General features: G+C 68.9%; 28 protein-coding genes. 13 read left to right on the forward strand and 15 right to left on the reverse strand.

Annotation, left to right across the window (positions count from 1 at the left end):
- Positions 1-199: 199 nt before the first annotated feature.
- Together HDC96_RS15540 and HDC96_RS15545 are read right to left on the reverse strand one after the other, a co-directional pair.
- Positions 200-2686 carry an FtsX-like permease family protein gene (locus tag HDC96_RS15540; RefSeq protein ID WP_179460793.1) on the reverse strand — a complete coding sequence of 829 codons (2487 nt, stop codon included), beginning with the start codon at positions 2684-2686 and terminating at the stop codon, positions 200-202.
- The gene (locus tag HDC96_RS15545) at positions 2683-3285 is read right to left on the reverse strand and encodes an ATP-binding cassette domain-containing protein (protein ID WP_179460794.1); all 603 of its coding nucleotides are present in this window, start codon (positions 3283-3285) and stop codon (positions 2683-2685) included. The genes HDC96_RS15540 and HDC96_RS15545 overlap by 4 nt, the downstream gene beginning before the upstream one ends.
- Before the next feature lie 120 nt (positions 3286-3405).
- On the opposite strand from HDC96_RS15545, the gene HDC96_RS15550 reads away from it, so the two are divergent.
- From HDC96_RS15550 to HDC96_RS15560, 3 genes are all read left to right on the forward strand, one after another.
- A complete protein-coding gene (locus HDC96_RS15550) occupies positions 3406-4056 on the forward strand; it encodes an arylesterase (protein WP_176990358.1) in 651 nt (216 codons plus the stop codon).
- Between the two features lie 77 nt (positions 4057-4133).
- Positions 4134-4847 carry a response regulator transcription factor gene (locus tag HDC96_RS15555; protein WP_019182442.1) on the forward strand — a complete coding sequence of 238 codons (714 nt, stop codon included), beginning with the start codon at positions 4134-4136 and terminating at the stop codon, positions 4845-4847.
- 168 nt (positions 4848-5015) lie between these two features.
- A complete protein-coding gene (locus HDC96_RS15560) occupies positions 5016-6287 on the forward strand; it encodes a HAMP domain-containing sensor histidine kinase (protein ID WP_179460795.1) in 1272 nt (423 codons plus the stop codon).
- Positions 6288-6294: 7 nt separating this feature from the next.
- Here HDC96_RS15560 and HDC96_RS15565 read toward each other — a convergent pair whose 3' ends face one another.
- A complete protein-coding gene (locus HDC96_RS15565) occupies positions 6295-7002 on the reverse strand; it encodes an SGNH/GDSL hydrolase family protein (protein WP_179460796.1) in 708 nt (235 codons plus the stop codon).
- Positions 7003-7232: 230 nt separating this feature from the next.
- Here HDC96_RS15565 and HDC96_RS15570 point away from each other — a divergent pair, with 230 nt between their 5' ends.
- The 8 genes from HDC96_RS15570 (at position 7233) to HDC96_RS15605 (ending at position 12833) form a co-directional block, all read left to right on the forward strand.
- The gene (locus HDC96_RS15570; protein WP_179460797.1) at positions 7233-7613 is read left to right on the forward strand and encodes a diacylglycerol kinase; all 381 of its coding nucleotides are present in this window, start codon (positions 7233-7235) and stop codon (positions 7611-7613) included.
- A gap of 54 nt (positions 7614-7667) precedes the next feature.
- Positions 7668-8417 carry a TerC family protein gene (locus HDC96_RS15575; protein ID WP_123728386.1) on the forward strand — a complete coding sequence of 250 codons (750 nt, stop codon included), beginning with the start codon at positions 7668-7670 and terminating at the stop codon, positions 8415-8417.
- A 113-nt stretch (positions 8418-8530) separates the two neighbouring features.
- Positions 8531-9187, forward strand: coding sequence for a LemA family protein (locus tag HDC96_RS15580; RefSeq protein ID WP_179460798.1), 657 nt, complete (start codon positions 8531-8533; stop codon positions 9185-9187).
- A 4-nt stretch (positions 9188-9191) separates the two neighbouring features.
- Positions 9192-10076 carry a TPM domain-containing protein gene (locus HDC96_RS15585; protein ID WP_179460799.1) on the forward strand — a complete coding sequence of 295 codons (885 nt, stop codon included), beginning with the start codon at positions 9192-9194 and terminating at the stop codon, positions 10074-10076.
- Positions 10076-10564 carry a TPM domain-containing protein gene (locus HDC96_RS15590; RefSeq protein ID WP_179460800.1) on the forward strand — a complete coding sequence of 163 codons (489 nt, stop codon included), beginning with the start codon at positions 10076-10078 and terminating at the stop codon, positions 10562-10564. The genes HDC96_RS15585 and HDC96_RS15590 overlap by 1 nt, the downstream gene beginning before the upstream one ends.
- Before the next feature lie 84 nt (positions 10565-10648).
- Positions 10649-11539, forward strand: coding sequence for a prolipoprotein diacylglyceryl transferase (gene lgt / locus HDC96_RS15595; RefSeq protein ID WP_179460801.1), 891 nt, complete (start codon positions 10649-10651; stop codon positions 11537-11539).
- Complete coding sequence (locus HDC96_RS15600; RefSeq protein ID WP_179460802.1) at positions 11536-12330, forward strand: thymidylate synthase; 795 nt, start codon at positions 11536-11538, stop codon at positions 12328-12330. Before lgt ends, HDC96_RS15600 begins: the two co-directional genes overlap by 4 nt.
- Before the next feature lie 11 nt (positions 12331-12341).
- A complete protein-coding gene (locus tag HDC96_RS15605; RefSeq protein ID WP_179460996.1) occupies positions 12342-12833 on the forward strand; it encodes a dihydrofolate reductase in 492 nt (163 codons plus the stop codon).
- Between the two features lie 43 nt (positions 12834-12876).
- Here HDC96_RS15605 and HDC96_RS15610 read toward each other — a convergent pair whose 3' ends face one another.
- The 9 genes from HDC96_RS15610 to HDC96_RS15650 form a co-directional block, all read right to left on the reverse strand.
- Positions 12877-13917 (reverse strand): symmetrical bis(5'-nucleosyl)-tetraphosphatase, encoded by a 1041-nt coding sequence (locus HDC96_RS15610; RefSeq protein ID WP_179460803.1) that lies wholly within the window; start codon positions 13915-13917, stop codon positions 12877-12879.
- Positions 13918-13930: 13 nt separating this feature from the next.
- The gene (gene apaG, locus HDC96_RS15615; RefSeq protein ID WP_176990348.1) at positions 13931-14314 is read right to left on the reverse strand and encodes a Co2+/Mg2+ efflux protein ApaG; all 384 of its coding nucleotides are present in this window, start codon (positions 14312-14314) and stop codon (positions 13931-13933) included.
- A gap of 122 nt (positions 14315-14436) precedes the next feature.
- A complete protein-coding gene (gene rsmA, locus HDC96_RS15620; protein WP_179460804.1) occupies positions 14437-15273 on the reverse strand; it encodes a 16S rRNA (adenine(1518)-N(6)/adenine(1519)-N(6))-dimethyltransferase RsmA in 837 nt (278 codons plus the stop codon).
- On the reverse strand, positions 15270-16250 hold the full coding sequence (gene pdxA, locus HDC96_RS15625) for a 4-hydroxythreonine-4-phosphate dehydrogenase PdxA (protein WP_179460805.1): 981 nt from the start codon (positions 16248-16250) through the stop codon (positions 15270-15272). The genes rsmA and pdxA overlap by 4 nt, the downstream gene beginning before the upstream one ends.
- Positions 16251-16253: 3 nt before the next feature.
- Entirely contained in the window at positions 16254-17603 is a 1350-nt protein-coding gene (locus HDC96_RS15630) for a peptidylprolyl isomerase (RefSeq protein WP_179460806.1), read from the reverse strand.
- Positions 17600-20029, reverse strand: a complete 2430-nt coding sequence (gene lptD / locus HDC96_RS15635) for an LPS-assembly protein LptD (protein WP_179460807.1) — start codon at positions 20027-20029, stop codon at positions 17600-17602. The genes HDC96_RS15630 and lptD overlap by 4 nt, the downstream gene beginning before the upstream one ends.
- Positions 20030-20145: 116 nt before the next feature.
- On the reverse strand, positions 20146-21057 hold the full coding sequence (locus HDC96_RS15640; protein WP_179460808.1) for a histone deacetylase family protein: 912 nt from the start codon (positions 21055-21057) through the stop codon (positions 20146-20148).
- 34 nt (positions 21058-21091) lie between these two features.
- Positions 21092-21646, reverse strand: coding sequence for a cob(I)yrinic acid a,c-diamide adenosyltransferase (locus HDC96_RS15645; RefSeq protein WP_179460809.1), 555 nt, complete (start codon positions 21644-21646; stop codon positions 21092-21094).
- 18 nt (positions 21647-21664) lie between these two features.
- Positions 21665-22249, reverse strand: a complete 585-nt coding sequence (locus HDC96_RS15650; RefSeq protein WP_179460810.1) for a hypothetical protein — start codon at positions 22247-22249, stop codon at positions 21665-21667.
- A 94-nt stretch (positions 22250-22343) separates the two neighbouring features.
- Here HDC96_RS15650 and ubiH point away from each other — a divergent pair, with 94 nt between their 5' ends.
- Together ubiH and HDC96_RS15660 are read left to right on the forward strand one after the other, a co-directional pair.
- Complete coding sequence (gene ubiH, locus HDC96_RS15655) at positions 22344-23549, forward strand: 2-octaprenyl-6-methoxyphenyl hydroxylase (RefSeq protein ID WP_179460811.1); 1206 nt, start codon at positions 22344-22346, stop codon at positions 23547-23549.
- Positions 23546-24721 carry a UbiH/UbiF family hydroxylase gene (locus HDC96_RS15660; protein WP_179460812.1) on the forward strand — a complete coding sequence of 392 codons (1176 nt, stop codon included), beginning with the start codon at positions 23546-23548 and terminating at the stop codon, positions 24719-24721. Before ubiH ends, HDC96_RS15660 begins: the two co-directional genes overlap by 4 nt.
- Positions 24722-24730: 9 nt before the next feature.
- Here HDC96_RS15660 and HDC96_RS15665 read toward each other — a convergent pair whose 3' ends face one another.
- The 3 genes from HDC96_RS15665 to HDC96_RS15675 all read right to left on the reverse strand — a co-directional run bounded on the left by HDC96_RS15665 (position 24731) and on the right by HDC96_RS15675 (position 26875).
- On the reverse strand, positions 24731-25126 hold the full coding sequence (locus HDC96_RS15665; protein WP_179460813.1) for an EF-hand domain-containing protein: 396 nt from the start codon (positions 25124-25126) through the stop codon (positions 24731-24733).
- A 117-nt stretch (positions 25127-25243) separates the two neighbouring features.
- Positions 25244-26290: a 23S rRNA (cytidine(2498)-2'-O)-methyltransferase RlmM gene (gene rlmM / locus HDC96_RS15670; protein WP_179460814.1), complete on the reverse strand. Its 1047-nt coding sequence runs from the start codon at positions 26288-26290 to the stop codon at positions 25244-25246.
- 24 nt (positions 26291-26314) lie between these two features.
- A complete protein-coding gene (locus HDC96_RS15675) occupies positions 26315-26875 on the reverse strand; it encodes a nucleoside deaminase (RefSeq protein ID WP_179460815.1) in 561 nt (186 codons plus the stop codon).
- Positions 26876-26994 lie beyond the last annotated feature (119 nt).

Here is a 26994-nt window from a genome sequence, read left to right on the forward strand (position 1 = left end):
CCTCTGCCCAAAGCCATCCATAGGGAAGGATGGCGGGTAGCCCTGCCCAGGACCGTCAGGGCGCCAGGGATGGCGCCCACGAGCCCCCAGGGACGGGTTTACGGCGCGTCCTGGGCAGGGCTGCCCGCCAGCCTTCAGGCCATGAACGCCAAGACGCCCTCGCTTTCGCTTTCGCTTTCAGTGCAACGGCGCCCCAAACTCACGCCTCCCGAAGCGCCAACGCCGGCGGCGTATGCAGAATCCGCCGCGTACCCCACCAGCCGGCCAGCATGCTCAACCCAACCCCGAGCGCGCCGCCCACCAGCAACGGCACCCACGGCGGGCTCAGCGTCAGCTCGAACACCTGCCGCGCCACCACACTGCCCAGCAGGGCCGCCGTGCCCACGGCCAACAACGCCGACAACAGGCCGAGCGCACCAAACTCCACCAGCACCGCACCGCGCAGCTGACGGCGCGTCGCCCCCAGCGTACGCAGCACCGCACTGTCGTAGCGCCGCTCACCGGCCGTGGCCTGCAACGCCGCCAGCAACACCAGCAGACCGGCCAGCAGACTGAAGCCCATCACCAGCTGCACCGCCTGCGTCACCCGGTTGATCACTTCGCGCACCCGCTCCAGGATGCCGTCGATATCCAGCAGCGAAATGTTCGGATACTCCCGCGTCAGCCCGGCCAGTGCCGGCGCCTGCGCGCGCGGCAGATGGAACGCGGTGATCAGGTTGTACGGCGCATCGGCCACCGCGCCTTCGTTGAGTAGCAGGAAGAAGTTGACCCGGAACGAATCCCAGTCCGCCTTGCGGATGCTGGTGACCGTGAAGCTGCGCTCCTGGTCGCCCATCTGCAGCGTCACCGTATCGCCCAGCTTCATCCCGTAGCGCTCGGCCCAACCCTGCTCGATCGAGGCCTCGGCGGCCGTGCTTCCAGCCTTCCAGAACGTTCCGCTGAGCAGCGTATTGGCCGGCGGGAAATCGTGCCGCCACGAGAAGTTGACCGGCCGGTTGGCATCGTCATCCGCGTTGCTGTTGTCCTCGCGCGCCTGCCGCTGCGGCGGCCGGTCGTTGACCGCCAGCAGGCGGCCGGTACTGAACGGCTCGATGCCCGGCGCGACCACCCCGAGCCCACCCAACGTGGCAAGCACCGCGTCGCGCTGCCCGGGCTGGATGTTCATCAGGAAGTAGTTCGGCGTATCGGTGGGCAGACGGTCGCGCCACTGCGCCAGCAGCCCCGGGCCGATCACCGACAGCAGCAACAATGCACACAGCGACAGCGACAGGCCGACCAACTGCATCACCGCGAGTCCGCGTCGGCGCGTCAACGAGGCCAGGCCCAGCTTCCAGCGCCCGCGCAGGCGAGGCTGCAGCCCACGCAGCAGCCACAGCAGCAGCGCGCCGAGCGCACCGGCGAGGGCCGCCAGCGCCGCCAGCCCACCCAGCACCCACGTCGCCAGTTTCACATCGCCGGTGGCCTGCACGGTCAGTGCCACGGTCGCGGCCAGCGCGGCGGCATAGACCAGCATGGAACTCGGCGGCAGCGCGGCGAAGCTGCGGTTGAGCACGCGCATCGGCGGCACGCTGCGCAGGCGCAGCAGCGGCGGCAGGCCGAAGCCCAGCAGCAGCACCAGTCCGATGCCCGCTCCACTCAGCGCCGGTGTGGCCTGCGGCAACGGCAGGCGGTTCGGAATCAACCCGCCCAGTGCCTGCACCAGCCCGGCCTGTGCGGCCATGCCCAGGCCGATGCCGACCAGGCACGCCGGTACCGCCAGCATCACCAGCTGCAGCGCCATCGCCGAGAGGATGTCGCGCTGGCGCGCGCCCAGGCAGCGCAGGATCGCGACCTGGTCGATGCGTCGCATCGCGAAGCGGTTGGCCGCCAGTGCGGTGGCGACACCGGCCAGCAACACCGCCAGCAACGCGGCCAGCGAGAGGAAGCGCCCGGCCAGATCGAACGCGCCGCGTACACCGCGCTGGGCGTCGGCGATGCCGACAATGCGGTAGCCCTTGGCCTGCGGTGTGAGCCATTCGCGGAAGGCCTCGATCTGCGCCTGGTCGCCCGCGAACATCATGCGGTAGGACGCGCGGCTGCCGGGTCCGAGCAGGCCGGCGCGATCGACGTCGACGCGGTTCACCAGCAGCGGCGGCGACAGCTGCATCAGCTCACCGGAGGTGTCCGGCTCGGCCTGCAGCACCCGGGTCACGGTCAACGCGCCCGCACCGAACTCCAGTGCATCGCCCACCTGCAGGCCAAGCGCCTGCATCAGCCGTGGATCGGCATACGCTTCGCCTGGCGGCGGCGTTCCCGCGGTTTCACTGGCGCTGTCGTGCAGGGTGCGGCTGACCCGCAGTTCGCCACGCAGCGGATAGCCGTCGGCGACCGCCTTGATGTTGGCCATCTGGCTGTCATCGCCGTGGAACAGCACGCTGGGGAAACTGACCATGCGCGTCGTGGCCAGCCCGCGCTCGCGCGCTGCATCGGCGAAGGTCTGCGGAACATCCTCGCGCCCGCTCAGGCCGAGGTCGCCGCCGAGCATTTCCGCCGCGCTGCTGGTCAATGCCAGCGTGACCCGGTTGACCAGCGTCCCGACCGCGGTCATCACCGCCACGCCCAGCACCAGCGCGGCGAACACGGTCAGCAGGTCACCGGCGAGGAACTCGCGGCGCAGCGCCCGCGCCGCGTGGCGCACGACGTTCATGCGCCCGCGCCGGCAACGGTGTCGGCCAGGCGGCCACCGTCGAGCTGGTAGATGCGCTCGCAGCGCTGGGCCAGGCGCAGGTCGTGGGTGACCAGCACCAGGGTGGTATCGCTGGTCGCGTTGAGCGCGAACAGCAGGTCGCTGATCTGCTGCCCGGTGGCCTGGTCCAGGCTGCCGGTCGGCTCATCGGCGAACAGGATGCGCGGCCGCGCCACGAACGCACGGGCCAGCGCCACACGCTGCTGCTCGCCGCCGGAGAGCTGGCGCGGGTAATGGCGTGCACGGTGGCCCAGGCCGACCTGCTCCAGCACCTCGCGCACGCGCGCGGCATCCTCGCGGCCGGCCAGTTCCAGCGGCAGCGCGATGTTTTCTTCGGCGGTCAAGGCCGGCAGCAGGTGGAAGCTCTGGAAGACGAAGCCGACCTCGCGGGCGCGCAGCTGCGCGCGGGCTTCCTCATCGAGCGTGTTGAGCTCGGCACCGGCGAGCGCGATCGTACCGTGGCTGGGCAGGTCCAATCCCGCGAGCAGGCCGAGCAGGGTGGTCTTGCCCGAACCTGAAGCGCCGACGATCGCCACGCTCTCGCCTTCATGGACGGTCATGTCAATGTTGTCCAGTATGTGGACTTCACCCTCCGGGCCACGTGCGGACTTGCCCACGTTGTGGGCGGCGATGGCGACGGGCGCGCTGCGGGGGGACAGGCTGTCGATGAGGATTCTCCAATGAACCAAGCAAACGGAAGGGGCCGCGCGGCCTCGATGGGCTGGCTGCTGGCATGGTTGCTGCTGATGCCGATGCTGGCCTGTGCCAAAGGTCCGGACACCCGTGCAGCGGTGCTGGTGGTCGGCGACAGTCTCAGTGCCGCCCACAATATCCCGGCCGCGTCGGGCTGGGTAAACCTGCTTCAGCAGCGGGTCAAACAACAGATCACGCCCCCGCCGGCGATCATCAATGCCAGCATCAGCGGCGAGACCACCGCCGGCGCGCTGACCCGCCTGCCCGGGCTGCTGGAGAAGCACCGCCCCTCGGTGGTGGTGATCGAACTGGGCGGCAACGATGCCCTGCGCGGGCTGACCCCGGCCCAGCTGCGCGGCAACCTGGAAAAGATGATCGTGGCCAGCCAGAAGGCCGGGGCCAAGGTGCTGCTGCTGGGCATCGACGTGCCGCCCAATTACGGCCCGGCCTACCGCCAGCGCCTGCGCCAGACCTATGCGGAACTGGCCAAGGCGTACAAGGTGCCGCTGCTGCCGTTCCTGCTGGAAGGCGTGGCGTTGAAGCCGAACCTGATGCAGGCCGACGGGTTGCACCCCACCGCGGCTGCGCAGCCGCAGGTGCTGGAGAACGTCTGGCCGCTGCTCAAACCCCTGCTCTGATCGGTATGCGGTGAACTTCACGCCGCGTCCACCGGCGATGCGGCATGTTTCACAAAGCTGAAGAAAGAGGGAATCCCATGCGTCAGACAAAGGAGACCTCCGGCCTGGTGCTGGTGGTCGAAGACAACCGTAATATTTCCGAGATGATCGGCGAGTACCTGGAAGGGCGCGGCTTCGAAGTCGACTACGCCCAGGATGGGCTGGACGGTTATCGTCTGGCGGCCGAGAACAGCTACGACGTGGTCGTGCTGGACCTGATGCTGCCGCGTCTGGACGGCATCGAAGTCTGTCGCCGGCTGCGCAACGACGCCCGCAAGTCGACGCCGGTGCTGATGCTGACCGCGCGCGACACGCTGGACGACAAGCTCACCGGCCTGGGGTTCGGCGCCGATGACTACCTGACCAAGCCGTTCGCGATCCAGGAACTGGAAGCCCGCCTGCGCGCGCTGATCCGCCGCGAGCGTCGCCAGGTCGGCTCGGAAGTGCTCAAGGTCGCCGACCTCGTGCTCGATCCGGTCAGCATGCGCGCCACCCGTGCCGGGACCGAACTGCAGCTCTCGCCGATCGGCCTGCGCCTGCTGACGATCCTCATGCGCGAATCGCCGCGCGTGGTGACCCGCCAGGAAATCGAACGCGAGATCTGGGGCAATGGCCTGCCCGACTCGGACACCCTGCGCAGCCATCTGTACAACCTGCGCAAGATCATCGACAAGCCGTTCGACCGCCCGCTGCTGCACACCGTGCAGAGTGCCGGTTACCGTATTGCCGATATCGCCCAGCCGATGAGCTGATGGGCGGTCGATCGCCGCTCGGCCGCCTGCGGGCGGCATGAGCGATCCGATCCTCCGGGACCCTCTGGAGCATGACGGCCCGGCGTTTGCCGGGCCGTTGTCATGGTTTGCACGATGGACTCACGGCAAGCTTTCCTATAATCGCCGCGAACCGCCCTGGACCCCGTAATGCCGCACGGTCTGCCGCGCAAGATCCGTATCGTCTTCATCCTCCAAGCCGTGCTCGCCAGCCTGGGCATCCTGCTGGGTGCCTGGCTGGTATCGCTGGTGATCAAGCACAGTCTGGTCAGCAGCGCACTGAAGGAAGAGGCCGGCTACTACTGGCAACTGCACGAGGCCTCGCCGGTGCAGCCGCCGCCCAATACCCAGAACATCCGCGGCTACCTGCTCGAGACAGGTCAGTCGCCGCTGAGCCTGCCGGCGAACCTGCGCACGCTCACGCCCGGCTTCCATGAGCTCAAGGACGACGACCAGCTGGTGCTGGTCGATGCGCGCCCGGAAGGCCGCCTGTACCTGGTGTTCCTGCGTTCGCGCGCGGAGATGCTGGCGTTCTGGTTCGGCATCGTGCCGGTGCTGCTGACGCTGCTGGCCGTCTATGGCGCCTCGTGGATCACCTACCGCGCATCCAAACGCCTGGTGTCGCCGGTCAACTGGCTGGCCCGGCGCGTCTCGCGCTGGGATCCGGGGCACCCGGAAGCAGCCGACCTGGCCCCGGCCAAGCTGCCGGCGGACATGCAGGGCGAGACCCGCCAGCTGGCGGCCGCGCTGCACTCGCTGGCGACCAAGGTCACCGCGCATGTCGCGCGCGAGCGCAACTTCACCCGCGATGCCAGCCACGAGCTGCGCACGCCGCTCACCGTGATCCGCGTGGCCAGCGACATGGCGCTGGGCGACCAGGACATGACCCCGCGCCTGCGCCGCGGCCTGCAGCGCATCCAGCGCGCCGGACGTGACATGGAGGCGGTGATCGATGCCTTCCTGATCCTCGCCCGCGAGGCCGATGTCGAGCCGCAGGTCGAGCTGTTCGACGTCAACGAGATCGTCCGCTACGAGGTGGACAACGCCCGCGAGCTGATCGCCGGCCGGCCCGTGGACATCCATCTGCACAGCAGCGGCCCGGCGATGCTGCACGCACCGCCGCGGGTGCTGCAGGTGGTGGTCAGCAACCTGCTGCGCAACGCCTGCAGTTATACCGACGAAGGCCGCATCGACGTCGACGTCGAAGCCGACCGCGTGGTCGTGCGCGATACGGGGATCGGCATGTCCGCCGAAGCGCTGGGCCGTGCCTTCGAGCCGTTCTATCGCGCCGAGCCCAGCCGCCCGCAGGGCACCGGGCTGGGGCTGTCGATCGTGCGCCGGCTGTGTGACCGCTTCGGCTGGAAGATCGGCCTGGCCAGCGAGCCCGGGCAGGGCACGCAGGCCACGATCCACTACCGCTGAGCCGCGCTCAGTCGCACTGCACCTTGGGCGCCAGCGCGGCCCGCCAGATCGCATAGCCTTCGGGCGTCATGTGCAGCATGTCCTCGCGGAACAGCGCGGCACGCGGCTGGCCGTCGGCGCCGAGCATCGGCGTGTAGACATCGGTGTAGCCGGTGTGGGGCAGGGTGGCCAGCGCCTTCCTGATCAGCCCGTTGGCCTCCACCACCGCCGGCAGCAACTGCGCACGCGAGGGGCTGGGCTTGATCGAGATGATCTCCACCGTGGTCTTCGGCAGGTCGCGGTGCACGCGGTTGACGAAGGCCACCACGTCGTCGCGGACCTGGACCGGGCTGCGGCCGCTGTTGAGGTCGTTGTCGCCGGCGTAGAAGAACACCTTGCACGGCGCATACGGGATCACGATGCGGTCGGCATACCAGGTGCTGTCACGCACTTCCGAACCGCCGAAGCCGCGGTTGAACACCGGCTGGCCCGGGAAATCGGCGGCCAGGCTCTCCCACATCCGGATCGACGAGCTGCCGATGAACTCGATGCCGCCGCGCGGCGGCGGACTGGCCGCGTCCTGTGCCGCGAACTGCGCCATGTCACCGGCCCAGGCCACGTTGGAGACCTGTGTCGGCACCTGCGGCGCGGCAGGGGCCGGCGTGCGCGCCAGCGCGGGCAGGGCGGCGCCCAGGGCAAGGGCAAGCAGAAGGGGGCGGGCACGGCGGTGCAGCATGGACGACTCCTGTGGTGGGCACCGAAGGCGCCCGGACGGGTAGGCGTTCATCATAGAAGCTGCCGCCGGGCCGCGCTTTACCACGGACGGGCGTTGGCCGCCTTCGACAATGCCCCGACCGGCTTATGGCAAAATGAGGGATTGCCTGCCCCATTCAGCGATGCCCATGACCGTCTGCCGTGTGCTGTTCCTGCCGTTCCGGCCCGCGTTGTCGACCGGGGTACCTGCCCATGGCGGATGAAATCGGGCACCTGCCGCGCGGCCCCCGGCGCATCTTCAAGGCGGCGGTCTGGTCGTGGCAGGGGCTGCGTGCGGCCTGGCTGCACGAGTCCTCGTTCCGGCTGGAGGTGTACCTGCTGATCGTGCTCGCCCCGTTGGCGCTCTGGCTCGGCCAGACCCCGGTGGAGCGCGCGCTGATGATCGGTTCGTTGCTGCTGGTGCTGGCCATGGAACTGGCCAACTCGGCGATCGAGGCGGTGATCGAACGCTACGGCGCCGAGTTCCACGAGCTCGCCGGGCGCGCCAAGGACATGGGCTCGGCCGCCGTGTTCGTGCTGATGATGAACGTACTGGTGTGCTGGACCCTGATCCTGCTGCCGCAGATTTTCTGACCTAAAACTTCTGGCGCGTCACCCGCGTCATCCCCCCTGTAAGGATGGAAGTCCATGTTTCTTGAGTTGTTGTCCGACCCCAATGTCTGGTTGACCCTGCTTACCCTGAGCGCACTTGAAATCGTGCTGGGCATCGACAACCTGGTGTTCATCTCGATCGCGGTGAGCAAGCTGCCCGAAGCGCGGCGTCCGTTCGCGCGCAAGCTCGGCATCGCCGTGGCCTGCATCACCCGCATCCTGCTGCTGGTGTCGCTGGCGTACCTGGCGCACATGCAGGCCAACCTGTTCACGGTGGCCGGCATGGGCATCTCGATCCGCGACCTGGTGCTGATCGTCGGTGGCCTGTTCCTGATCATCAAGGGCGGCATGGAAATCCGCGAGCTGATCACCGGCGGCGAGGATGAGGATCCGACCACCACCAAGGCGTCGGCCGTGTTCGGCATGGTCATCGCGCAGATCGCCATCATCGACATCGTGTTCTCGCTGGACTCGGTCATCACCGCGGTCGGCATCGCCGAACATGTGCCGGTGATGGTCGCCGCGATCCTGCTGTCGGTCGCCGTCATGCTGCTGGCCGCCAATCCGCTGGGCCGCTTCATCGACGCCAACCCGACCGTGAAGATGCTGGCGCTGGCCTTCATCCTGCTGATCGGCGCGGTACTGATCCTCGATGGCCTGGACGTGCACGTGCCCAAGCCCTACATCTACGCCGCGATGGGCTTCTCGGTGCTGGTGGAATGGCTGAACCTGCTGATGCGCCGCCGCGCCGTGGCCCACCACGTGCCGGGCGCCGGCAACTGGTAGGTGCCGACCGTTGGTCGGCACTCCGTGGGTGCCGACCAACCGCCGTTACCACATCCGCTTTACCCAAGACGTGGCATGCTCCGGATCCCGTTCATCGAGATCCGGAGCCGGCCATGCGATCGTTCTCCCGTTTGTTGTGCCTGGCCGTGCTGGCCTCCCTGTTGTCCGGTTGTGGCTACAACGCCATCCAGCAGAAGGATGAGCAGGTCAAGGCCGGTTGGGCCGAGGTGCTCAACCAGTACAAGCGCCGCGCCGATCTGATCCCCAACCTGGTGCAGACCGTGGAAGGCTATGCCAACCAGGAACGCCAGGTCCTGACCGATGTCACCAACGCCCGTGCGCGCGTGGGACAGGTCAACGTCAACGCCGACGATGCCGACTCCCTCAAGCAGTTCCAGCAGGCCCAGGGCGAGCTGAGCGGTGCGCTGTCACGCCTGCTGGTGGTCACCGAGAACTACCCGAACCTGAAGTCCGACCAGGGCTTCCGCGATCTGCAGGCGCAGCTGGAAGGCACCGAGAACCGCATCACCGTGGCGCGCGGCCGCTATATCCAGATGGTGCAGGACTACAACACCTACATCCGCCAGTTCCCGCAGGTGATCACCGCCAAGCTGTTCGGCTATGCGACCAAGCCGAACTTCACGGTGGAGAACGAAGCGCAGATCTCGCAGCCGCCGGCGGTCAAGTTCGGCTCGCAGGCTCCGGCCCCGGCGCCCGCACCGCAGCCGCCCGCGCCGCAGTCGCAGCCGCAGCCGCAGCCGGCGAACTGAGCCCGTGACCACGCGCCTGCTGCGCTGCCTCCTGCTGCTCTGCCTCGCGCTGGCGTTGCCGGCCTGGGCGCAGCGCCAGGCCGCGATCCCGCCGATGTCCTCGCCGGTGGTGGACACCACCGGCACCCTGGACGCGGCGCAGATCCAGGCGCTGGAGGCGCAGGCGCTGGCCCTGCAGCAGCGCAAGGGCAGCCAGCTGCAGATCCTGATGGTGCCGAGCACCGCGCCGGAAACCATCGAGCAGTACACCCAGCGCGTGTTCGAGCAGTGGTCCATTGGCCGCAAGGGCGTGGATGACGGCGTGCTGCTGGTGGTGGCCAAGGACGATCGCCGGGTCCGCATCGAGCCGGGCTACGGCCTGGAAGGCGCGATCCCGGATGCGATCGCCAACCGGGTGATCCAGGAGTACCTGGCCCCGCGGTTCCGCAGCAACGACTACGCCGGTGGCCTCACCGATGCCAGCGCTGCGCTGGTCAAACTGATCGACGGCGAGGCGCTGCCTGCGCCGGTCAGCACACATCGCGCTCAGGACGCCCCTGCGGGTGGCAACTGGACGATGGCGCTGGGCATCGGCCTGTTCGCCGGCCTGTTCCTGCGCGGCATCCTGGGCTGGCTGCCGCGCCCCCTGCGCGCGCTGGCGAGCGGTGCCGGGGCCGGGGTGGCCGCGTTCCTGTTCACCTCGCTGGTGGTCGCCAGTGGCGCGGCCGCCGTGGTGGGCCTGCTGGTCGGCCTGACGTCGGCCGGTCGCGGCGGCGTGTTCGCGCGTAGTGGCGGCTGGGGTGGGGGTGGCTGGGGCGGTGGCGGCGGGGGTGGCTTCGGCGGCGGTGGAGGCGGCTGGGGCGGGGGTGGTGGACGTTCGGGAGGCGGTGGCGCCTCGGGAGGCTGGTGATGCGCTGGCTCCGGCACGTGTTCTCCCCATCGGTGCGGCGCGCCTTCCCACCCGCACATCTGCAGGCGATCACCGAGGCGATCACGGCGGGCGAGCGCCGCCACGGTGGCCAGGTGATGTTCGCGGTGGAAGCGGATCTGCCGCTGGCCGCGTTGTGGCAGGGCATCACCGCACAGCAGCGCGCCGGGCAGGCGTTCGCCCAGCTGCGTACCTGGGATACCGAGCACAACAACGGCGTCCTGATCTACCTGCTGCTGGCCGACCATGCGATCGAGCTGGTCGCCGATCGCGGCCTGCGCGGGCGGATCGATGAGGCGCAGTGGCGGGCCATCTGCGCGCACATGCAGCAGCGGCTGCGCGAGGGCGCCCTGCAGGAGGCCGTGCTGCTGGCGATCGAAGAGGTCTCGGACCTGCTGGCCGGGCACTATCCGCCCGTTCCGGGGTCACAGGATGACGGCCTGCCGGACACGCCGCAGATTCTGGGCTGAAGCCCGGCAATCGCGCGATCGGGGCCGCCGCGAGGCCGCTCCCGGGCGGCGCTAGAATATCCGCATCCCTGCAAGGCGCCCTTCATGATCTATTTCCACGATATCGACCCCATCGCCATCTCGCTCGGGCCGATCAAGGTGCACTGGTACGGCATCATGTACCTGCTCGGCTTCACTGCCGCCTGGTGGCTGGGGCGCAAGCGGATCGCGGCCGGGCGTCTGCCCGGGGTCGATGCCAACGGCTTCTCCGACCTGCTGTTCTACGCGATGCTCGGCGTCGTCGTCGGTGGGCGCGTGGGCTACATGCTGTTCTACGCGACCTCGGAATTCCTGCACAACCCGCTGCTGCTGTTCAAGGTCTGGGACGGCGGCATGAGCTTCCATGGCGGCCTGCTCGGCGTGCTGTTCGCCGCGTGGTGGTGGTCGCGCAAGCACCGCCTGCATCTGTTCGACACCCTCGATTTCATGTCGCCGCTGGTACCGCTGGGCCTGGGCTTCGGCCGCATCGGCAACTTCATTGGTGCCGAACTGTGGGGCAAGTACACCGATGGCAGCTGGGGCGTCGTGTTCCCGAGCGGCCTGCCGGCCCCGTTGAACGGGCTGGACCTGGCCACCCTCAAGGCCGAGTTCGCCACCGGCGCGCTCAACCAGTACGCCCGCCATCCGTCGCAGCTGTATGAAGCGCTGCTGGAAGGCCTGGTGATGTTCGTCGTGCTGTGGGCGGTGTCGGCCAAGCCGCGCCACCGCTACGTGATCGCCGGCCTGTTCGCGCTGATGTACGGCATCTTCCGCTTCGCGGTGGAGTTCGTGCGCATGCCGGACAACGGCGTCTACCTCGCCTTCGACTGGTTCACCCGTGGCCAGCTGCTCAGCCTGCCGCTGGTGGCCTTCGGCCTGGTGCTGCTGGCGCTGTCGCGTCGCGCACCGGTGCTGCAGCCGGTGCTGCCGGCCGCCACTGCCGGGGCCAAGGCATGAAGGCCTACCTGGACCTGCTCGCGCATGTGCTGGAGCACGGCACGGAAAAGTCGGATCGCACCGGCACCGGCACGCGCAGCGTGTTCGGGTGGCAGATGCGCTTCAACCTCAACGACGGCTTCCCGCTGGTCACCACCAAGAAGCTGCACCTGCGCTCGATCATCCACGAGCTGCTGTGGTTCCTGAAGGGCGATACCAACATCGGGTACCTCAAGGACAACCAGGTGCGGATCTGGGACGAGTGGGCCGATGCCAACGGCGACCTCGGCCCGATCTACGGCAAACAGTGGCGCAGCTGGGCCACCGCCGATGGCGGCGCGATCGACCAGATGCAGTGGCTGGTGGACGAGATCAAGCGCAACCCCGATTCGCGGCGGCTGGTGGTCAGCGCCTGGAATGTGGGTGAGCTGTCGCAGATGGCGTTGATGCCGTGCCACAACCTGTTCCAGTTCTACGTGGTGGACGGCAAGCTCAGCTGCCAGCTGTACCAGCGCAGCGGCGACATCTTCCTCGGCGTGCCGTTCAACATCGCCAGCTACGCGCTGCTCACCCACATGGTGGCGCAGGCGACCGGCCTGGGCGTGGGCGATTTCGTGCATACCCTCGGCGATGCGCACCTGTACTCGAACCACTTCGAGCAGGCGCGCGAACAGCTCGCGCGTGAGCCGCGCGCGCTGCCACAGCTCTGGTTGAACCCCGAGGTGACTGATCTGTTCGGTTTCCAGTTCGATGACATCCGCATCGATGGCTACGATCCGCACCCGGCGATCAAGGCCCCGGTGGCGGTGTGAGCGGCACGCCCCTGAAACTCTCGCTGATCGCCGCGCTCGACACCGACCACGGCATCGGCCGCGACAACGACCTGCCGTGGAAGCTGCCCGATGATCTCAAGCGCTTCAAGGCGCTGACCGTCGGCAAGCCGATCCTGATGGGGCGCAGGACCGCGCAGTCGCTCGGGCGGGCCCTGCCGGGCCGGTTGAACCTGGTGCTGACCCGCAGCGGGCAGGTGCCGTTCGAAGGCATGCAGGCGGTGGCCTCGATCGAGCAGGCGCTGCAGGCAGCGGCGGACACCGACGCGGAAGAACTGTGCGTCATCGGTGGCGGCGAAATCTATCGGTTGGCGATGGCCCAGGCCACCGATCTACACCTGACCTGGGTGCACACCACCGTGCCGGCCGATACCCACTTCCCGCCGGTCGATGCGGCGCTGTGGGTGGAAGTGGCGCGCGAACACCACGCGGCCGACGAGCGGCACGCGTACGCGTTCGATTTCGTGGATTACCGCCGGGCCTGAGCGGGCGGTGCCGGCAGGCCGGTCATGCTGACCGGCCTGCGGCTCAGTCCGCGTCGCTGGTGACGTCGCTGCGCTGCGGCTGCGATTGCGTCTGCGGCTGGGCATTCTGTGCGGGCTTCGCAGCGCTGCCCTGCTGGCGGCCCTGGCCACCCCGGCCACGATCGCGGCCCTGACCCTGACCCTGACGCGGTGGGCGCCCGCTCGGCGGCGCACCCTCGGCGGCCGGCCGGCGTGCCGGCGGACGTGGCGCGGAGACCGGCTTGGGCACATCGCGGCCCGGCACCTGCACCACGCGCAGCTCCTCGGTATCCAGCTGCAGCGCGGTGAGCTTGCCACCCCATACGGCGCCGGTATCGATCGCGTGCACGCCCTGGGTGATGGTGAGGCCCAGCGCGGACCAGTGCCCGCAGACGATCTTCAGATCGCGCTCGGCGCGGCCCGGCACTTCGAACCAGGGGTACAGCCCCTGTTCCTGCGTCCCCGGCGTGCCCTTGTCCTCGATCCCGATCCGGCCCCGCGGCGTGCAGTAACGCATGCGCGTGAACAGATTGATGATCGCGCGCGAGCGGTCGTAGCCGGCCAAGCCGGGCGACCAGCTCGGCTTGTCGCCGTACATGTTGCGGAACAGCTTGCGGTAGCCGCTGCCGTGCAGCTGCTGCTCGACCTCGCGGGCGTGCTTCTCGGCCAGCTGGGTGGTCCACTTCGGGGCCAGCCCGGCGTGGATCATCATCCAGCCCAGCTCACGGTCCACGTGGGCCAGCTTCTGCAGGCGCAGCCACTCCAGCAGCTCGTCGCGGTCCTCGGCCTGCACGATCCGCAGCAGGTCCGGGTTGACCTTGCGCTGCTCTTCCTCGGTGCGGGCACCGACGGCAAGCAGGGACAGGTCGTGGTTGCCCAGCACGATCACGCTGCTCTCGCGCAGCGAATGGACCAGGCGCAGGGTTTCCAGCGATTGCCCGCCCCGGTTGACCAGGTCGCCGCAGAACCAGAGTTTGTCGACTGCGGGGTCGAACTTGATTTTTTCCAGCAACCGCTGGGTGACGTCGTAGCAGCCCTGCAGGTCGCCGATGGCCCAGACACTCATGCGTGCGCCTCCATCAGTGCAGTGTGCGCGGAACGGTCAGGACGAACGGCGCGATGGCGGCGGCGAACTCGGTGCCGTCGTCGGCCACCATGTCGTAGTGCCCCTGCATCGTGCCGTGCTCGGTCTCCAGCATGACACCGGAGGTGTAACGGAAGTCTTCACCGGGGCGCAGCCGCGGCTGCTCGCCGATCACCCCATCCCCGTCGACATGCTCGATGCGGCCGTTGGCATCGGTGATCCGCCAGTGGCGGGCCACCAGCCGTGCCGCGACGCGGCCCCGGTTGAGGATGCGGATCGTATAGGCGAACGCGTAGCGGCCGTCCTCCGGGGTGGACTGGTCATCGAGGAAGCGAGGGGCGACCTCGACGGAGATCGCGTAGTTTGCAGCGTCGTTCATGCAGGCAGTTTAGTGAATGTTGTGCACGATGGGATGAGTGCTGCCCAAGCTGGCAGCGCTCCCGTCATGAAGGCCAGGCGGTTCCACCTGCGTGCGGCTGCTCAGGGCCGCCGGCGGCGCGCTCACCCTTGCGGGGCGGCATCACCGTCGGCGCAGGGCACGTTCGCCAGCGCGATGAACTGCGCCACGTCCAGCTGCTCGGCGCGGGCATCGCTGCGCACGCCGGCGGCGTCGAACTGCTCGGGCGTGCACACGTTCTGCAGCGCGTTGCGCAGGGTCTTGCGGCGCTGCCCGAAGGCGGCCTTGACCACGTGGGCGAAGCGCTTGCGGTCCAGGATGCCGACCGTGGCCGGATCGCGCGGGACCAGCCGCACCACGGCCGAGTCGACCTTCGGCGGCGGCCGGAACGCACCCGGCGGCACCACGAACAGCGAGGTCACCTTGCAGAAGGCCTGCAGCATCACGCTCAGCCGGCCGTATACCTTGCTGCCCGGATCGGCGGCCATGCGGTCGACCACTTCCTTCTGCAGCATGAAGTGCATGTCGGTGATCACCGCCGCGTGGTCCAGCGCATGGAACAGGATCGGCGAGGAGATGTTGTAGGGGAGGTTGCCGACCAGGCGGATCGGGCTGCCCGCGGCCAACTCGGTGAAATCCACCTGCAGCACGTCGCGGTGGATGATGGTCATCTCGCCCAGCGGTTCGGCAGCGGCGGCCAGCGGCCCGACCAGATCCCGGTCGAACTCGATCACGGTCAGCTTCGGGTGGCGGCGCAGCAGCGGCAGGGTGATGGCGCCCTGGCCCGGGCCGATCTCGACCAGGCGGTCGCCGTCCTTCGGGTTGACCGCGAGGACGATCTTGTCGATGTAGCTGCGGTCGGCGAGGAAGTGCTGGCCGAGCTGCTTCTTGGCGGGGCCGGAGAAACCGGGCGCGCCGGAGGAGGAATACGAAGAAGTCATGGCACCAGTGTACGTTGGCGCGCCAGCCGGGCACACAGCGCGGTGGCAGCGAGGAGGCTGGAGGGGTCGGCGATGCCGCGGCCGGCCAGATCCAGGGCGGTGCCGTGGTCGACCGCGACGCGCGGGTAGGGCAGGCCCAGGGTGATGTTGACGGCCTGCTCGAAGCCGCTGTACTTGAGCACCGGCAGGCCCTGGTCGTGGTACATCGCCAGCACCGTGTCGAAGCCGGCCAGCTTGGCCGGCAGGAACGCGGTATCGGCCGGCAGCGGCCCGACCAGGTCCATGCCCCGGGCGCGCAGGCGCTCCAGCAGCGGGATGATCAGGTCGAGCTCTTCGCGGCCGAGATGTCCGTCTTCGCCGGCGTGCGGGTTGAGGCCGAGCACGGCGATACGCGGCGAAGCGAGGCCGAAATCGCGCTGCAGGGCGTCGTGGAGGATCTGCAGGGTCAGCGCCAGGCCATCGGCGGTGATCGCATCGGCCACCGACCGCAACGGCAGGTGGGTGGTCGCCAGGGCGACCCGCACGATCGCGTTGGCCAGCATCATCACCACCGGAGTGCGGGCCTGGTCGGCCAGCAGTTCGGTGGTGCCGCTGTAGGCGATGCCGCCTTCGTTAATGACCGCCTTGTGCACCGGGCCGGTGACCACGCCGGTCAGTTCACCGGACAGGCAGGCCTGGCCGGCTTGGCGCAGGGCACCGATCACCGCGCCGGCGTTGGCCGGGTCCGGGGTGCCGAAGCGCGAGGGGACGGCATTGCGCACCGCGCGCAACGGCAGATCGCCCGGCTGGCGGGCGATGGCGTCTTCAGGCAGGAGCTGCAGGGGCAGCGACAACGCGGCGGCGGCAGCCTGCAGCGTGTCCGGGTCAGCGAAGGCCAGCAGCCGGCAATCAGTGCGCGGCTGCTGGATCAGTCGAAGGCAGAGCTCCGGGCCGATCCCCGCCGGCTCGCCCGGTACCAGCGCGAGCTGCGGGAGCATGGATCAGGACTGCGGCGGGGTGGCGGCCGCAGGCGCGCCCGGGGCGTAGCCGCGCATGTCCACGTAGGCTTCGCCACGCAGTTCCTGCAGGAAGCGGTTGTACTCTTCTTCCAGCTTGCGGCGGCCGATCGTTTCACGGATCTGGGCGCGCTGGTTGTCGGTGGTGGCATCGGTCTGGCGCGTGGCGACGCGCTGGACGATGTGCCAGCCGGCATCCGTGCGGAACGGCTGGCTCACGCCGCCGTCAGCGACGCCTTCAACCTGCTTGCCGAAGTCCGGGCCGAACGCGTCGGCCGGGAACCAGCCCAGATCGCCGCCCTGGCCCTTGCTGTTGTTGTCTTCCGAGGACTCCTTGGCGACCGCGTCGAACTCGGCGCCGCCGGCGATGCGGGCGCGCAGGGTGTCGATCTTGGCCTTGGCCGCGGCATTGTCCTGCTGGTCGGTGATGCGGACCAGGATATGACGGGCGTGGTACTCGGTGATGGTGTGACCACCGCCGGCGGCGGCGCTGGCATCACGCACTTCCACCAGCTTCAACAGCTGGAAGCCACTCGGGCCACGCAGCGGACCGACCACGTCGCCGGTCTTCATGTCTTTCATCATCTGCGCGAACGCGTTCGGGATTTCATCCAGCGAACGCCAGCCGAGGTCGCCGCCTTCCAGCGCGTTCGGGCTGTCCGAATAACGGACGGCAGCCGCGTTGAAGTCGATCTCGCCCTTGTCCAGCAGAGCCTTGACGCCATCGGCCTTCTTCTGGCCGGTGGTGATCTGCTCGGCGGTGGCGCCTTCGGGCAGGCCGATCAGGATATGGGCGAGGTGGTACTGGGTACCGACCGCCGCCTGCTGCTTGAGCGCGCCATCCACTTCACCCTCGCTGACGCTGATCCGGCTCTGTGCGAAGCTCTGGCGCAGGCGCTGGACGGTGATCTCGTCGCGCACCGAATTGCGGAAATCGTTGAAATCCAGGCCATCGCTGGCCAGGCGCTGGCGCAGGGCGTCCAGCGTGGAGCCGTTCTGCTGGGCGATGGCGTTGATCGCCTGGTTCAGTTCCTGGTCGCTGACCTTGATGCCGCTGCTCTCCGCGCGCGCCACCTGCAGCTTGACCAGGACCAGGCGCTCGAGCACCTGGCGGCTGAGCACGTCATCGGGCGGCAGCTGGTTTTCACGACCGGCGTACTGGGCCTTGATGTTCTGGACGGCGCGGTCCAGTTCGCTCTGCAGCACGACGTCCTCATCGACGATCGCCGCGATGCGGTCCAGCGGCTGACTCTGCTGGGCCAGCACCTGCAACGGGGCCGTCGCGGAGGAGACCGCCAGCAGGGAGGCGAGGAGTACGGGAAGGGTCTTGGTCATGGGATCTGATTCGGATCGTAGTCGTCGCGGGCTGCACCGGTGTTGCTGGGCGGCACCAGATAGAGGTCGTCTCGGTAGTACCCGAGAATAGCACGGCGCAAGGTGCGGTCCGTGTTCTGGCCGATGGAGCTCAGGCCCTTGAGCACGAACTCGATCTGGAAGGAGTTGTTGAGTTCACCCTCGCGGTTGCGCACGTAGCGGCGGGCGATTGCGCGGACGGCCAGGCAGCAGCTGTCCCACTGCACGCCGCCGATGATTTCCAGCGGGGCGCGGTCCTGGATGGAGTAGTAGTAGCGGCCGACCAGGCTCCAGCGCTCGTTGAGCGGGTAGAGGAAGGACAGGTCGGCCTGCTCCAGCAACTCGCTGCCGTTGGGGTTCAGGCGGTGACGGTAGGTCAGGTTGACCACGCCATCGTTGGACATCAGGTAGCGCGCGCGCACGCTGGCCAGATCCTCACGCTTGTACTTGGGATCCCACTGATAGGTGGCGCCCAGGTTCCAGCGGTCGTTGATGGCGTAGTTGGCGTCCGCGATCCAGGCCGACTTGCCCTGTTCGACCGGGGTTTCACTGCTGTTGATTGTGACCCGGGAATCATCGAAGTACAGGATCTGCCCGATGCTGCCCGAGAAGCGCTCCTTGCCGGTGTCCTGGTCGATGAAGCGGGTGCTCACCGCCATGGTCAGCTGGTTGGCGTCGTTCTGGCGGTCGGCGCCGGAGTAGCGCGAATCGCGGAACAGCTGGCCCCAGCTGAAGGTGAAGTCACGGGTATCGAAGATCGGCAGGTCGCTCTGGTCGCGGTACGGCGTACGCAGGTAAAACAGGCGCGGTTCCAGCGTGTGCAGGAAGCGGGTGCCGCCGATGGTGGTTTCCCGATCGAAGAACAGCCCGGCGTCGATGGTGCCGATCGGCAGGCTGCGGCTCGGCGAGGTGTTGCCGCGCAATTGGTCGGGGGTGGCAACCGCCAGCTGTTCCGGGGTCATCTGGCTGCGGCGGATGCTGTCAGCCAGGCCGCGTTCCAGGTCATACCCGGTGTAGCGGTAGGCCAGGGTCGGAGTGACGTACCAGGCCGCGCCGCTGAACGGCATCGAGACATAGGGCTTGATGTCGATGCGCGAGCCACCGTCCATGCGCGTCGGCGGCAGGCCGTCGCGGACGTATTCGCCTTCGGCATCAATGATCTTGCCGTGCACGTCCAGATGCGTGAAGTTCACCGCTTCGGCATACACGCCGGTTTCCAGCCACGGCAGCAGCGGCTTGTCCCAGTTGACGAACAGGCGCGGCTGACGCGCGTACGGCAGGGACGCTTCGGTCAGCGTGTAATCGGTGAGCTGCCAATAGTCGGCCATCAGGCCGCCGGTCCAGTTCTCACCGGTGCCGTAGATGCCGATCTGGCTCTGCAGGTTGGAGGTGGTCACGCCGAGCAGCTTGTTGGAGAAATCCTCCAGATAGCGCTCATCGCTGACCCAGGCCAGGCTGGCACGGGCCTGCCAGTTGGCATTGATGTTGTGGTACCCGCCAAACTCCACGCGGCCGCGATCCTTGTCGCGCAGCTTGTCGTTGGGCAGGTAGGCGGTGAGCAGCTCGCCGCGGCCGCCGTCGTAGAGATAGCGGAATTCGTTGTCGAGCATGAAACCGCGCTTGCTCATGTAGCGCGGCATCAGGGTGTCGTCGAAGTTCGGCGCCAGGTTCAGATAGATCGGCTGGGTGTAGTCGAAGCCGTTGCGGCCGGACAGCCCCACCTGCGGGTAAAGCAGGCCGGTCTGGCGGCGGTCATCGATCGGGAACTTGAAGTACGGCGCCCACAGCACCGGCACCTTGCCGATGCGCAGCACGGCATTGCGCGCGGTACCGAAGCCGGCGTCGTTATCGACCTCGATCTGCGGTGCCGACAGCTTCCACACCGGCTGCGAGGGGTCGCAGGTGGTGTAGGTGGAGCGGTGCATCTGGCCGACCGCACCCTGCAGGTCGATCGACTCGGCACCGCCGTTGCCCCGGCGGGACACCAGCTGGTACTGGATGTCGCTGATCTTGTGGGTGTCGCTTTCCTGGTTGCCTTCGGCGCGACGGGCCTTCATCCGGATCGAGGAGTCCTGGTAGCGGACGTTGCCCTCGGCGATGTAGTTGCCGCTTTCGGTATCGAAGCTCAGGTTGTCGGTGCCCAGGAACTGGTCGCCGCGCTTGAGCGCGACGTTGCCCTGGTAGTTGGGCACCACGGAGGTCCCGGTCAGTTGGTCGCCTTCGATGTCCGTCGGCTGCTGGTCACGCGTCGCGGCCGCGGCTTTGTCGGCCTTGGGCGCATCGTCGAACACGGGCAGCACGTCGGTCACCGGGCACAGGCCCCAGTTCACCGGCTTGTCGTCGGCCAGGGCCGGCAGGCAGATGGCGATACTGAGGGGGAGGGGCAGCAGGCGGAGGGCTCGGCGCACGCGGTATCGGATTCGGGCGAAAACGGATCGTAGCTTGCCCCATCCCTTGCATAGGGGCAATGAAGGTCTCGCCCACGCAGGGGCCCGGGTTCATTCGTCGGCCCGGTCCGCGCGGATCAGCGCAGCTGGCCGACGTGGGCCACGCTGCATTCGGCGAGGGCCTGCAGGTCGTATCCGCCCTCCAGCATCGACACGATCCGGCCGGCCCCGTGGCGGCGGGCCAGCCCGCGCAGCTCGGCGGTGATCCAGGCGAAATCCTCGGTTTCCAGCATCAGATCGGCCTGTGGATCGCGCATGTGCGCATCGAAGCCGGCCGAGATCAGCAGCAGCTGGGGCCGGAAATCGTCGATGGCCGGCAGCATCTCGTCGGCCCAGGTGTTGCGGAAACGAAAGCCGCCACTGCCCGGCGGCAGCAGGATGTTCATCAGGTTGCCGGCCCCGCGGTCGCGGCGCAGGCCCGAGTTGGGGAACAGTCCGGCCTGGTGGGTGCTGTAGTAGGCCACGCCGGGATCGGCGATGAAGATGTCCTGGGTGCCGTTGCCGTGGTGGACATCGAAATCGACGATGGCGATCCGCTCCAGCCCATAGCGGTCGCGCGCATAGGCGGCGGCGATGGCGATGTTGTTGAACAGGCAGAAGCCCATCGCGGTGCTGGCGCTGGCGTGGTGGCCGGGCGGGCGCACCGCGCAGAAGGCGACTGGGTCCTCGCCCAGCATCACCGCATCGACCGCCGCCACGCCGGCACCGGCCGCGTGCAGGGCCGCGCTGGCCGAGCCGGGCGAGGTCATGGTGTCCATGTCGATCAGGCGCAGCGGCTCGGTCTGCGGCGTGAGCACCAGGTCGATCAGTTCGCTGTCGTGGACCCGCGCCAGCTCACCGAGCTTGGCCGGCGGCGCCTCGCGCCAGTCCAGCTGGTCCGGATAGGCCGCCTTCAGCGCATCGAGCACCCCCTGCAGACGGGCCGGGCATTCGGGATGGCCGCGGCCGGGATCGTGTTGCAGACAGGCGGGGTGGGTGAAAACCAGCATGCGGGCAGGATATCCGGTGGGGCGGCAGGGCCGCTCAGGCGTGGCGGCGCTCGTGGCGCCAGAGCACCTCGCCGTGGCCATCCGCCCGGGCCAGCACGCGCGCGAGCACGAACAGCAGGTCGGACAGGCGGTTGAGGTAGTGCAGTGCTTCGGGGCGGACCGTCTCCCGGCGCGCCAGCGTGACCGTCTCGCGCTCGGCGCGGCGCACGATGGTGCGGGCCAGGTGGCAGCGCGCGGCGGCCTCGCCCCCGGCCGGCAGGATGAACTCCTTCAGCACCGGCAGGTCGGCGTTGTAGTGGTCCAGCTGCCGTTCCAGCGCCTCGATGTCGGCGGCGTGGAGGGCGGCATGGCCGGGAATGCACAGCTCGCCGCCCAGATCGAACAACTGGTGCTGGATCACCGTCAGCAGGGCGCGGACATCCTCCGGCAGCGGCACCGCCAGCAGCACGCCGAGCGCCGAGTTGGCCTCGTCGACCGTGCCGTAGGCGGCCACCCGGGCGTCGTCCTTGGCCACGCGGCTGCCATCGCCGAGGCCGGTGCTGCCATCGTCACCGGTGCGTGTATAGATGCGGGACAGGCGATTGCCCACGAACGAGGCCGGCCGCGCTCAGTGCAGCACGTCGCGGCGCGCCTGCAGCAGCTTGCCGACCTGTTCGGTCGCCAGCTGCAGCGCGGCCGCCAGGCCGACGTAGACCGCCGCGGTGCGCAGGTAGGGCAGGAACCAGTCGCTGTAGTTCTTCGCCCAGCCGTCGAGGGTGGGGGCGGCCACGGTGTCGCTGGTCCAGTAGAAACCGCCCTGGGCGAACAGATGGCAGACCGCCACCGCCGCAACCAGCAGCAGCGCGCCCTTGCCCAGCGCGGCCCAGGTGGCGCCGTGGTAGCCGCGGCGCAGCAGCAGGCCGCCGCTCCACATCGCGAAATAGGCCGGCAGCAGCATCCAGTAGCCCGGCGAGACGCAGTAGTGCTGCCAGAAATCCAGGCCGCTGCGGCGGATCACGAGCCAGTCGACCAGCACCGCCAGCGCCATCAGCAGCGGGAAGGCCCAGCGGGTCCACGCGCGCAGGTAGAAGCCGCCGATGAAGAACACCGCCCAGGAGGCATCCGGAATCGCCGCGAAATGGTTGACCCGCGTGGCCGCCATCAACAGCACGAGCACGGACAGGACGAAGGCGCGTTGGGCAGTGGAGGTCATGGCGGTGACGGGTGGGGGCAGGCATTCATTCTAGCGCCTGCTGCGGCAGCCCGCCGCACGCCGCCGGAGCGGGCGAACCCTTATCATGGCGGGCATGAGTGAACGACATGATGTAGTGATCGTAGGCGGCGGGCTGGTCGGTGCCAGCCTGGCCATCGCCCTGGACCGCGCCGGCCGCGATGTCGGCCTGGTCGAGGCTTCGCCGCTGGGCGCGCTTCCGGCGGTGTTCGACCAGCGCAACCTCAGTTTCGCCGCCGCGACCGTCAACGCGCTGACCGCGCTGGGTGTAATGCAGACGCTGGCCGGTGCGCCGGGCGCGATCACCCGCATCCATGTCAGCCGCGCCGGCGATTTCGGCCGGGTGCAGATGGAGGCCGCGCAGTACCAGCGCCCGTGGTTCGGACAGGTCGTGGTCGCCCGCGATTTCGGCCAGGCGCTGGAGGCGCGGCTGGAGACGCTCACCCGGTTGACCCGCTATCGTCCGGCGCGCTTCGTGCGCCTGGGCAGCACGGTGGACGGCTACCGTCAGGTCTTCATCGCCGATGACAGCGGCGAACGCTGTCTGCTGGCGCGTCTGGTGGTCGGTGCCGACGGGACCCGCAGTGGCGTGCGCGAGGCACTCGGCATCGGCGTGGATGAACATGATTTCGAGCAGACGCTGTTCGTGTCGCGGGTCCGCGCCGCGCGTGCGCCGGACGGCACCGCGTACGAGCGCTTCACCGACACCGGGCCGACCGCGCTGCTGCCGCGTGGCGACCGTCATTTCGGCGCGGTGCACGGGGTTGCCCGTGACCAGGCCGAGGCCGTGATGGCGCTGGACGATGCCGCCTGGGTGAACCGCCTGCAGGGCGCCATCGGCTGGCGCGCCGGCCGCCTGCTGGAGAGTGGCCCGCGCAGCGCCTATCCCTTGATCCAGGTGCTGTCGCGCGCGCTGGTCGGTGAACGCACCGTGCTGCTCGGCAATGCGGCGCAGACCATCCACCCGCTGGGCGCACAGGGCTTCAACCTGGGCCTGCGCGATGCATTGACGCTGGCCGAACTGGTGGCCGGGGCCGACGACGCCGGCAGCGATGCGCTGCTGCAGGAACACGTGGCCCGGCGCCTGGAAGACCGCGAGCAGACCATCGCGTTCTCCGGCGGGCTGGCGCGCCTGACCAGCAATCCGGCACCGCTGATGCGTCCGCTGCGTTCGCTCGGTCTGTTGGCCGCGCAGGCCACGCCGATGCAGTCGATGCTGGTCGGGGGCGCGATGGGCTTCCGCGGCCAGGTGCCGGCGTTGTGCCGCGGAGCCGGCCTGTGAGCCGGCGCCCGCAGGACGTGGTGGTGGTCGGGGGGGGCGTGGTCGGCGCGGCCTGCGCCCTGGCGCTGGCCGATGCCGGGCTGTCGGTGACGCTGGTCGAAGGCCGCGAGCCGGCGGCCTGGCAGCCGCAGCAGCCGGACCTGCGCGTGTACGCGTTCGCGCCGGACAACGCGCAGTTGCTGGCCACGCTCGGCGTGTGGCCGGCGGTGACGGCCGCGCGCGCCTGTGCCTACCGCCGCATGCGGGTCTGGGATGCGGCCGGCGGCGATGAACTGCGCTTCGATGCCGACAGCCTCGGCCGCGAACAACTGGGCTGGATCGTCGAGAACGATCTGCTGGTGGACCGCCTGTGGGCGGCGCTGCCTGCGGCCGGCGTGCAGCTGTGCTGCCCGGCGCGGGTCGAGGCGCTGGAGCAGGACGCCGACGGGGTGCGCCTGCGCCTGGACGACGGCCGTCGCCTCGACGCATCGCTGGCGATCGCCGCCGACGGTGCCGAATCCACCCTGCGCCGCCTGGCCGGGTTGGAGGTGACCCGCCAGGAGTACGGCCAGCGTGGCGTGGTGGCGTATGTCGATACCGAAAAGAACAACGAAGCCACCGCGTGGCAGCGCTTCCTGGTGACCGGGCCGCTGGCGGTGCTGCCGATCAGCGCGCAGCGCAGTTCGATCGTGTGGACGCTGCCCGATGCCGACGCCGGGCGCGTGCTGGCACTGGATGACGCGGCATTCGGACGCGAACTCACCAACGCCTTCGCCGGCCGCCTGGGCGCGATGACGCTGGCCTCCCGGCGGGCGGCCTTCCCGCTGCGCCGGCAGCTGGCCACGGGTTACGTGGTCGGCCGCGTGCTCGCACTCGGTGATGCAGCGCACGTGGTGCATCCGTTGGCCGGGCAGGGCGTCAATCTCGGCCTGCGTGATGTCGCTGCGTTGCGGGCGCTGGTGCTGGCTGCGCAGCAGCGCCGCCAGGACTGGATGTCGCCACACCGGCTGCAGCGCTGGGCACGCGAACGCCGCAGTGAGAACACCGTCGCTGCGTACAGCTTCGATGCGATCAATACGGTGTTCTCCAATGATGAGATGCACCTGACCCTGGCGCGCGGCCGCGCGCTGGGCTGCGCCGGCAAGCTGCCGCCACTGGTGTCGATGTTCTGGAAGCGCGCGGCGGGGGTGTGACCCGCGCGCTCAGTCGATCAGCCAGCCGGCCAGATCGGCGCGGTCCAGTTTGCCGCGGCGCTTCACGTCCAGTGCGTTGAATTCATCGGCCAGGGTCGGGTTGGCCTGCGCCTCGGCGCGGCTGATGAAGCCATCGCCGTCGACATCCAACGCCGCGAATGCGATGCGGTACTGGCCGACCACGCTCACCGGCTGCACCGAACGCACCGTCACCGCCGCCTCCCCGGCCGGGGCGGCGAGTGTCACCTGATGGGTGACCTCGCCCTGCGACAGCGGCTGCGCGCGCACGCTCACCGGCACCTCGCGCAACGGTTCGCTGACCGCCGGTGACGGGGTGCGGACCTGGGCGAGGGCGAGCGTGGGCAGCAGCGTCAGCAGCAGGATGAGGCTTGATCGGCGTCGCATGGAAACTCCGTACTTGACGTGGGGAGGGGCGCCGGGCGACCGGCGCGTGCTTCGATCATGGCCGCGCGTTGCGCGGCCAGCCGGGCATGGCCCGGCCCTACCAGTGGTGCGCGTGGGTCAGCGCAGCGGCGAGGCCAACACCGTGATCTCTTCGCGGTCGTGGTACAGCTGCTTGGCGCGCAGATGCAGCGGCTTGCCCGCCTGCTCCTGGAACAGCTCCAGGCACATGCGGGTTTCATCCCAGCGCTTTTTCATCGGCAGCTTGAGGTTGAAGATTGCGTGCCTGCACCAGCCTTCGCGGAACCAGGTGGCCATGCGTTCGGCCACGCGGCGCGGTTGTTCGACCATGTCGCAGACCATCCAGTCCAGCGGCGTCTCCGGCTGCCAGTGGAAACCATCGGCGCGCAGATGTTCGACCAGGCCGGTCTCCAGCACGTGTTCGCGCAGCGGGCCGTTGTCGACGCTGATCACCCTGAGGTGCTGGCGGGTCAGCACCCAGGTCCAGCCACCCGGTGCGGCGCCCAGATCGGCCGCGCGCATGCCCGGCTTGACCAGCAGCTCGCGCTCTTCCGGTGTCATCAGCGTGAGCAGTGCTTCGTCCAGCTTCAGCGCCGAGCGCGACGGCGCGTCGGGCAGCAGCTTCAGGCGCGGGATGCCCAGTGGCCACGGCGCGCTGTCGCGGGTATCGGCGACGCACACGAAGGCATGGCGTCCATCGACGAACACGATGTGCAGGCGCGGCAGGCCGGTGTTCGGCTTGTCGGTCAGCAGACCGGCCTTGCGCAGTGCCGGGCGCAGCGCATTGCCGAATGCGCGGGCCAGGCCGGCCAGCGGCTTGCCTTCGTCCGAATCGGGATGCTCGACCCACATGTCGCCGAAGCGCTGCTGACCCTGCAGGGCGGCAATGATCGGGGTGATGCGGTCGGCGGCATCGAGCTGGGGCAGCTCGGCCAGCACCTGCAGCTTCTGCCGGGCGAAGATCAGCGAACGCCAGGACAACGCCTTGGACAGCGCCGCGGCGTCCTCGGTGACGAACACCACGTAGCCGTCGTTGCGCTGGGTGCGCGCATAGCCGGCGACGTTGGCATAGGCCGCGCGCTCGGACAGCTCGGCGGCCAGTTCCGGCTCAAACCCCTGGCGGCACAGGCACAGCAGGCCGCTCATCGGTTCGCGCCTGAAGCGCGGGAATCAGTAATGTGCACCGTTGGTTTCTCCATACTGGCGCAGGACCGCGCGCGCTGCATCGCGCTCGATGTCGCGCACGACCTCGATGCCACGCTTGTTGAGTTCGCCGATCCAGTCCGCCGGCAGCGGGCCTTCATCGAACGGGGTGAGTTCTTCCACATCCTGGGCGCTGGCACCGATCAGCAGACGATCGATGCCGGCCCATACGGTCGCGCCGTAGCACTGGCAGCACGGCTGCGAGGAGGTCGCCAGGGTGATCGGCGACAGCACATCGTTCAGGCGTGGCGTCTGCAGGCGCTGCTGGGCCAGCATGTAGGCCATGTTCTCGGCATGCGCCAGCGAGGTCGTATGCGGGACCACGCGGTTCACGCCAGCAGCGATCACGCGGTGATCCGGCCCAAACACCACGGCGCCGAACGGGCCGCCGGTCTGCGCCTCGACATTCAGGCGCGACAGCTCGATCGCCAGCGCGACCTTGTCGGCGTCCTCGGGATAGACACGGCCCAGATCGATCTGGTCGTGGATCCAGGCGGGCAGGGTGAGATGGACTTGCGCGTACAGCATCGGGACATGGACCTCGTGGAAGATGGAGCAGCGGCAGTGTATCGGGCCGTGCGTAGGGATGCCGTGCCCGCGCTGAACGCGGCCACGCGGCTACGCGGGCGCCGGCGCAGGGCTGCACC

This window comes from Stenotrophomonas sp. JAI102, assembly GCF_013409105.1.
GTDB lineage: Bacteria > Pseudomonadota > Gammaproteobacteria > Xanthomonadales > Xanthomonadaceae > Stenotrophomonas > Stenotrophomonas maltophilia_AA.

What these genes read in the sequence shown, in the direction of transcription:
- HDC96_RS15675 (WP_179460815.1), bottom strand. Translation starts at nt 26,875, where the DNA reads ATGCTGTACGCGCAAGTCCATCTCACCCTGCCCGCCTGGATCCACGAC.
- HDC96_RS15570 (WP_179460797.1), top strand. Translation starts at nt 7,233, where the DNA reads ATGGCGGATGAAATCGGGCACCTGCCGCGCGGCCCCCGGCGCATCTTC.
- HDC96_RS15590 (WP_179460800.1), top strand. Translation starts at nt 10,076, where the DNA reads ATGCGCTGGCTCCGGCACGTGTTCTCCCCATCGGTGCGGCGCGCCTTC.
- HDC96_RS15580 (WP_179460798.1), top strand. Translation starts at nt 8,531, where the DNA reads ATGCGATCGTTCTCCCGTTTGTTGTGCCTGGCCGTGCTGGCCTCCCTG.
- lgt (WP_179460801.1), top strand. Translation starts at nt 10,649, where the DNA reads ATGATCTATTTCCACGATATCGACCCCATCGCCATCTCGCTCGGGCCG.
- HDC96_RS15610 (WP_179460803.1), bottom strand. Translation starts at nt 13,917, where the DNA reads ATGAGTGTCTGGGCCATCGGCGACCTGCAGGGCTGCTACGACGTCACC.
- HDC96_RS15600 (WP_179460802.1), top strand. Translation starts at nt 11,536, where the DNA reads ATGAAGGCCTACCTGGACCTGCTCGCGCATGTGCTGGAGCACGGCACG.
- HDC96_RS15540 (WP_179460793.1), bottom strand. Translation starts at nt 2,686, where the DNA reads ATGAACGTCGTGCGCCACGCGGCGCGGGCGCTGCGCCGCGAGTTCCTC.
- ubiH (WP_179460811.1), top strand. Translation starts at nt 22,344, where the DNA reads ATGAGTGAACGACATGATGTAGTGATCGTAGGCGGCGGGCTGGTCGGT.
- apaG (WP_176990348.1), bottom strand. Translation starts at nt 14,314, where the DNA reads ATGAACGACGCTGCAAACTACGCGATCTCCGTCGAGGTCGCCCCTCGC.
- HDC96_RS15555 (WP_019182442.1), top strand. Translation starts at nt 4,134, where the DNA reads ATGCGTCAGACAAAGGAGACCTCCGGCCTGGTGCTGGTGGTCGAAGAC.
- HDC96_RS15565 (WP_179460796.1), bottom strand. Translation starts at nt 7,002, where the DNA reads ATGCTGCACCGCCGTGCCCGCCCCCTTCTGCTTGCCCTTGCCCTGGGC.
- HDC96_RS15665 (WP_179460813.1), bottom strand. Translation starts at nt 25,126, where the DNA reads ATGCGACGCCGATCAAGCCTCATCCTGCTGCTGACGCTGCTGCCCACG.
- rsmA (WP_179460804.1), bottom strand. Translation starts at nt 15,273, where the DNA reads ATGACTTCTTCGTATTCCTCCTCCGGCGCGCCCGGTTTCTCCGGCCCC.
- HDC96_RS15545 (WP_179460794.1), bottom strand. Translation starts at nt 3,285, where the DNA reads ATGACCGTCCATGAAGGCGAGAGCGTGGCGATCGTCGGCGCTTCAGGT.
- HDC96_RS15650 (WP_179460810.1), bottom strand. Translation starts at nt 22,249, where the DNA reads ATGACCTCCACTGCCCAACGCGCCTTCGTCCTGTCCGTGCTCGTGCTG.
- HDC96_RS15640 (WP_179460808.1), bottom strand. Translation starts at nt 21,057, where the DNA reads ATGCTGGTTTTCACCCACCCCGCCTGTCTGCAACACGATCCCGGCCGC.
- HDC96_RS15575 (WP_123728386.1), top strand. Translation starts at nt 7,668, where the DNA reads ATGTTTCTTGAGTTGTTGTCCGACCCCAATGTCTGGTTGACCCTGCTT.
- HDC96_RS15560 (WP_179460795.1), top strand. Translation starts at nt 5,016, where the DNA reads ATGCCGCACGGTCTGCCGCGCAAGATCCGTATCGTCTTCATCCTCCAA.
- pdxA (WP_179460805.1), bottom strand. Translation starts at nt 16,250, where the DNA reads ATGCTCCCGCAGCTCGCGCTGGTACCGGGCGAGCCGGCGGGGATCGGC.
- HDC96_RS15630 (WP_179460806.1), bottom strand. Translation starts at nt 17,603, where the DNA reads ATGACCAAGACCCTTCCCGTACTCCTCGCCTCCCTGCTGGCGGTCTCC.
- HDC96_RS15550 (WP_176990358.1), top strand. Translation starts at nt 3,406, where the DNA reads ATGAACCAAGCAAACGGAAGGGGCCGCGCGGCCTCGATGGGCTGGCTG.
- rlmM (WP_179460814.1), bottom strand. Translation starts at nt 26,290, where the DNA reads ATGAGCGGCCTGCTGTGCCTGTGCCGCCAGGGGTTTGAGCCGGAACTG.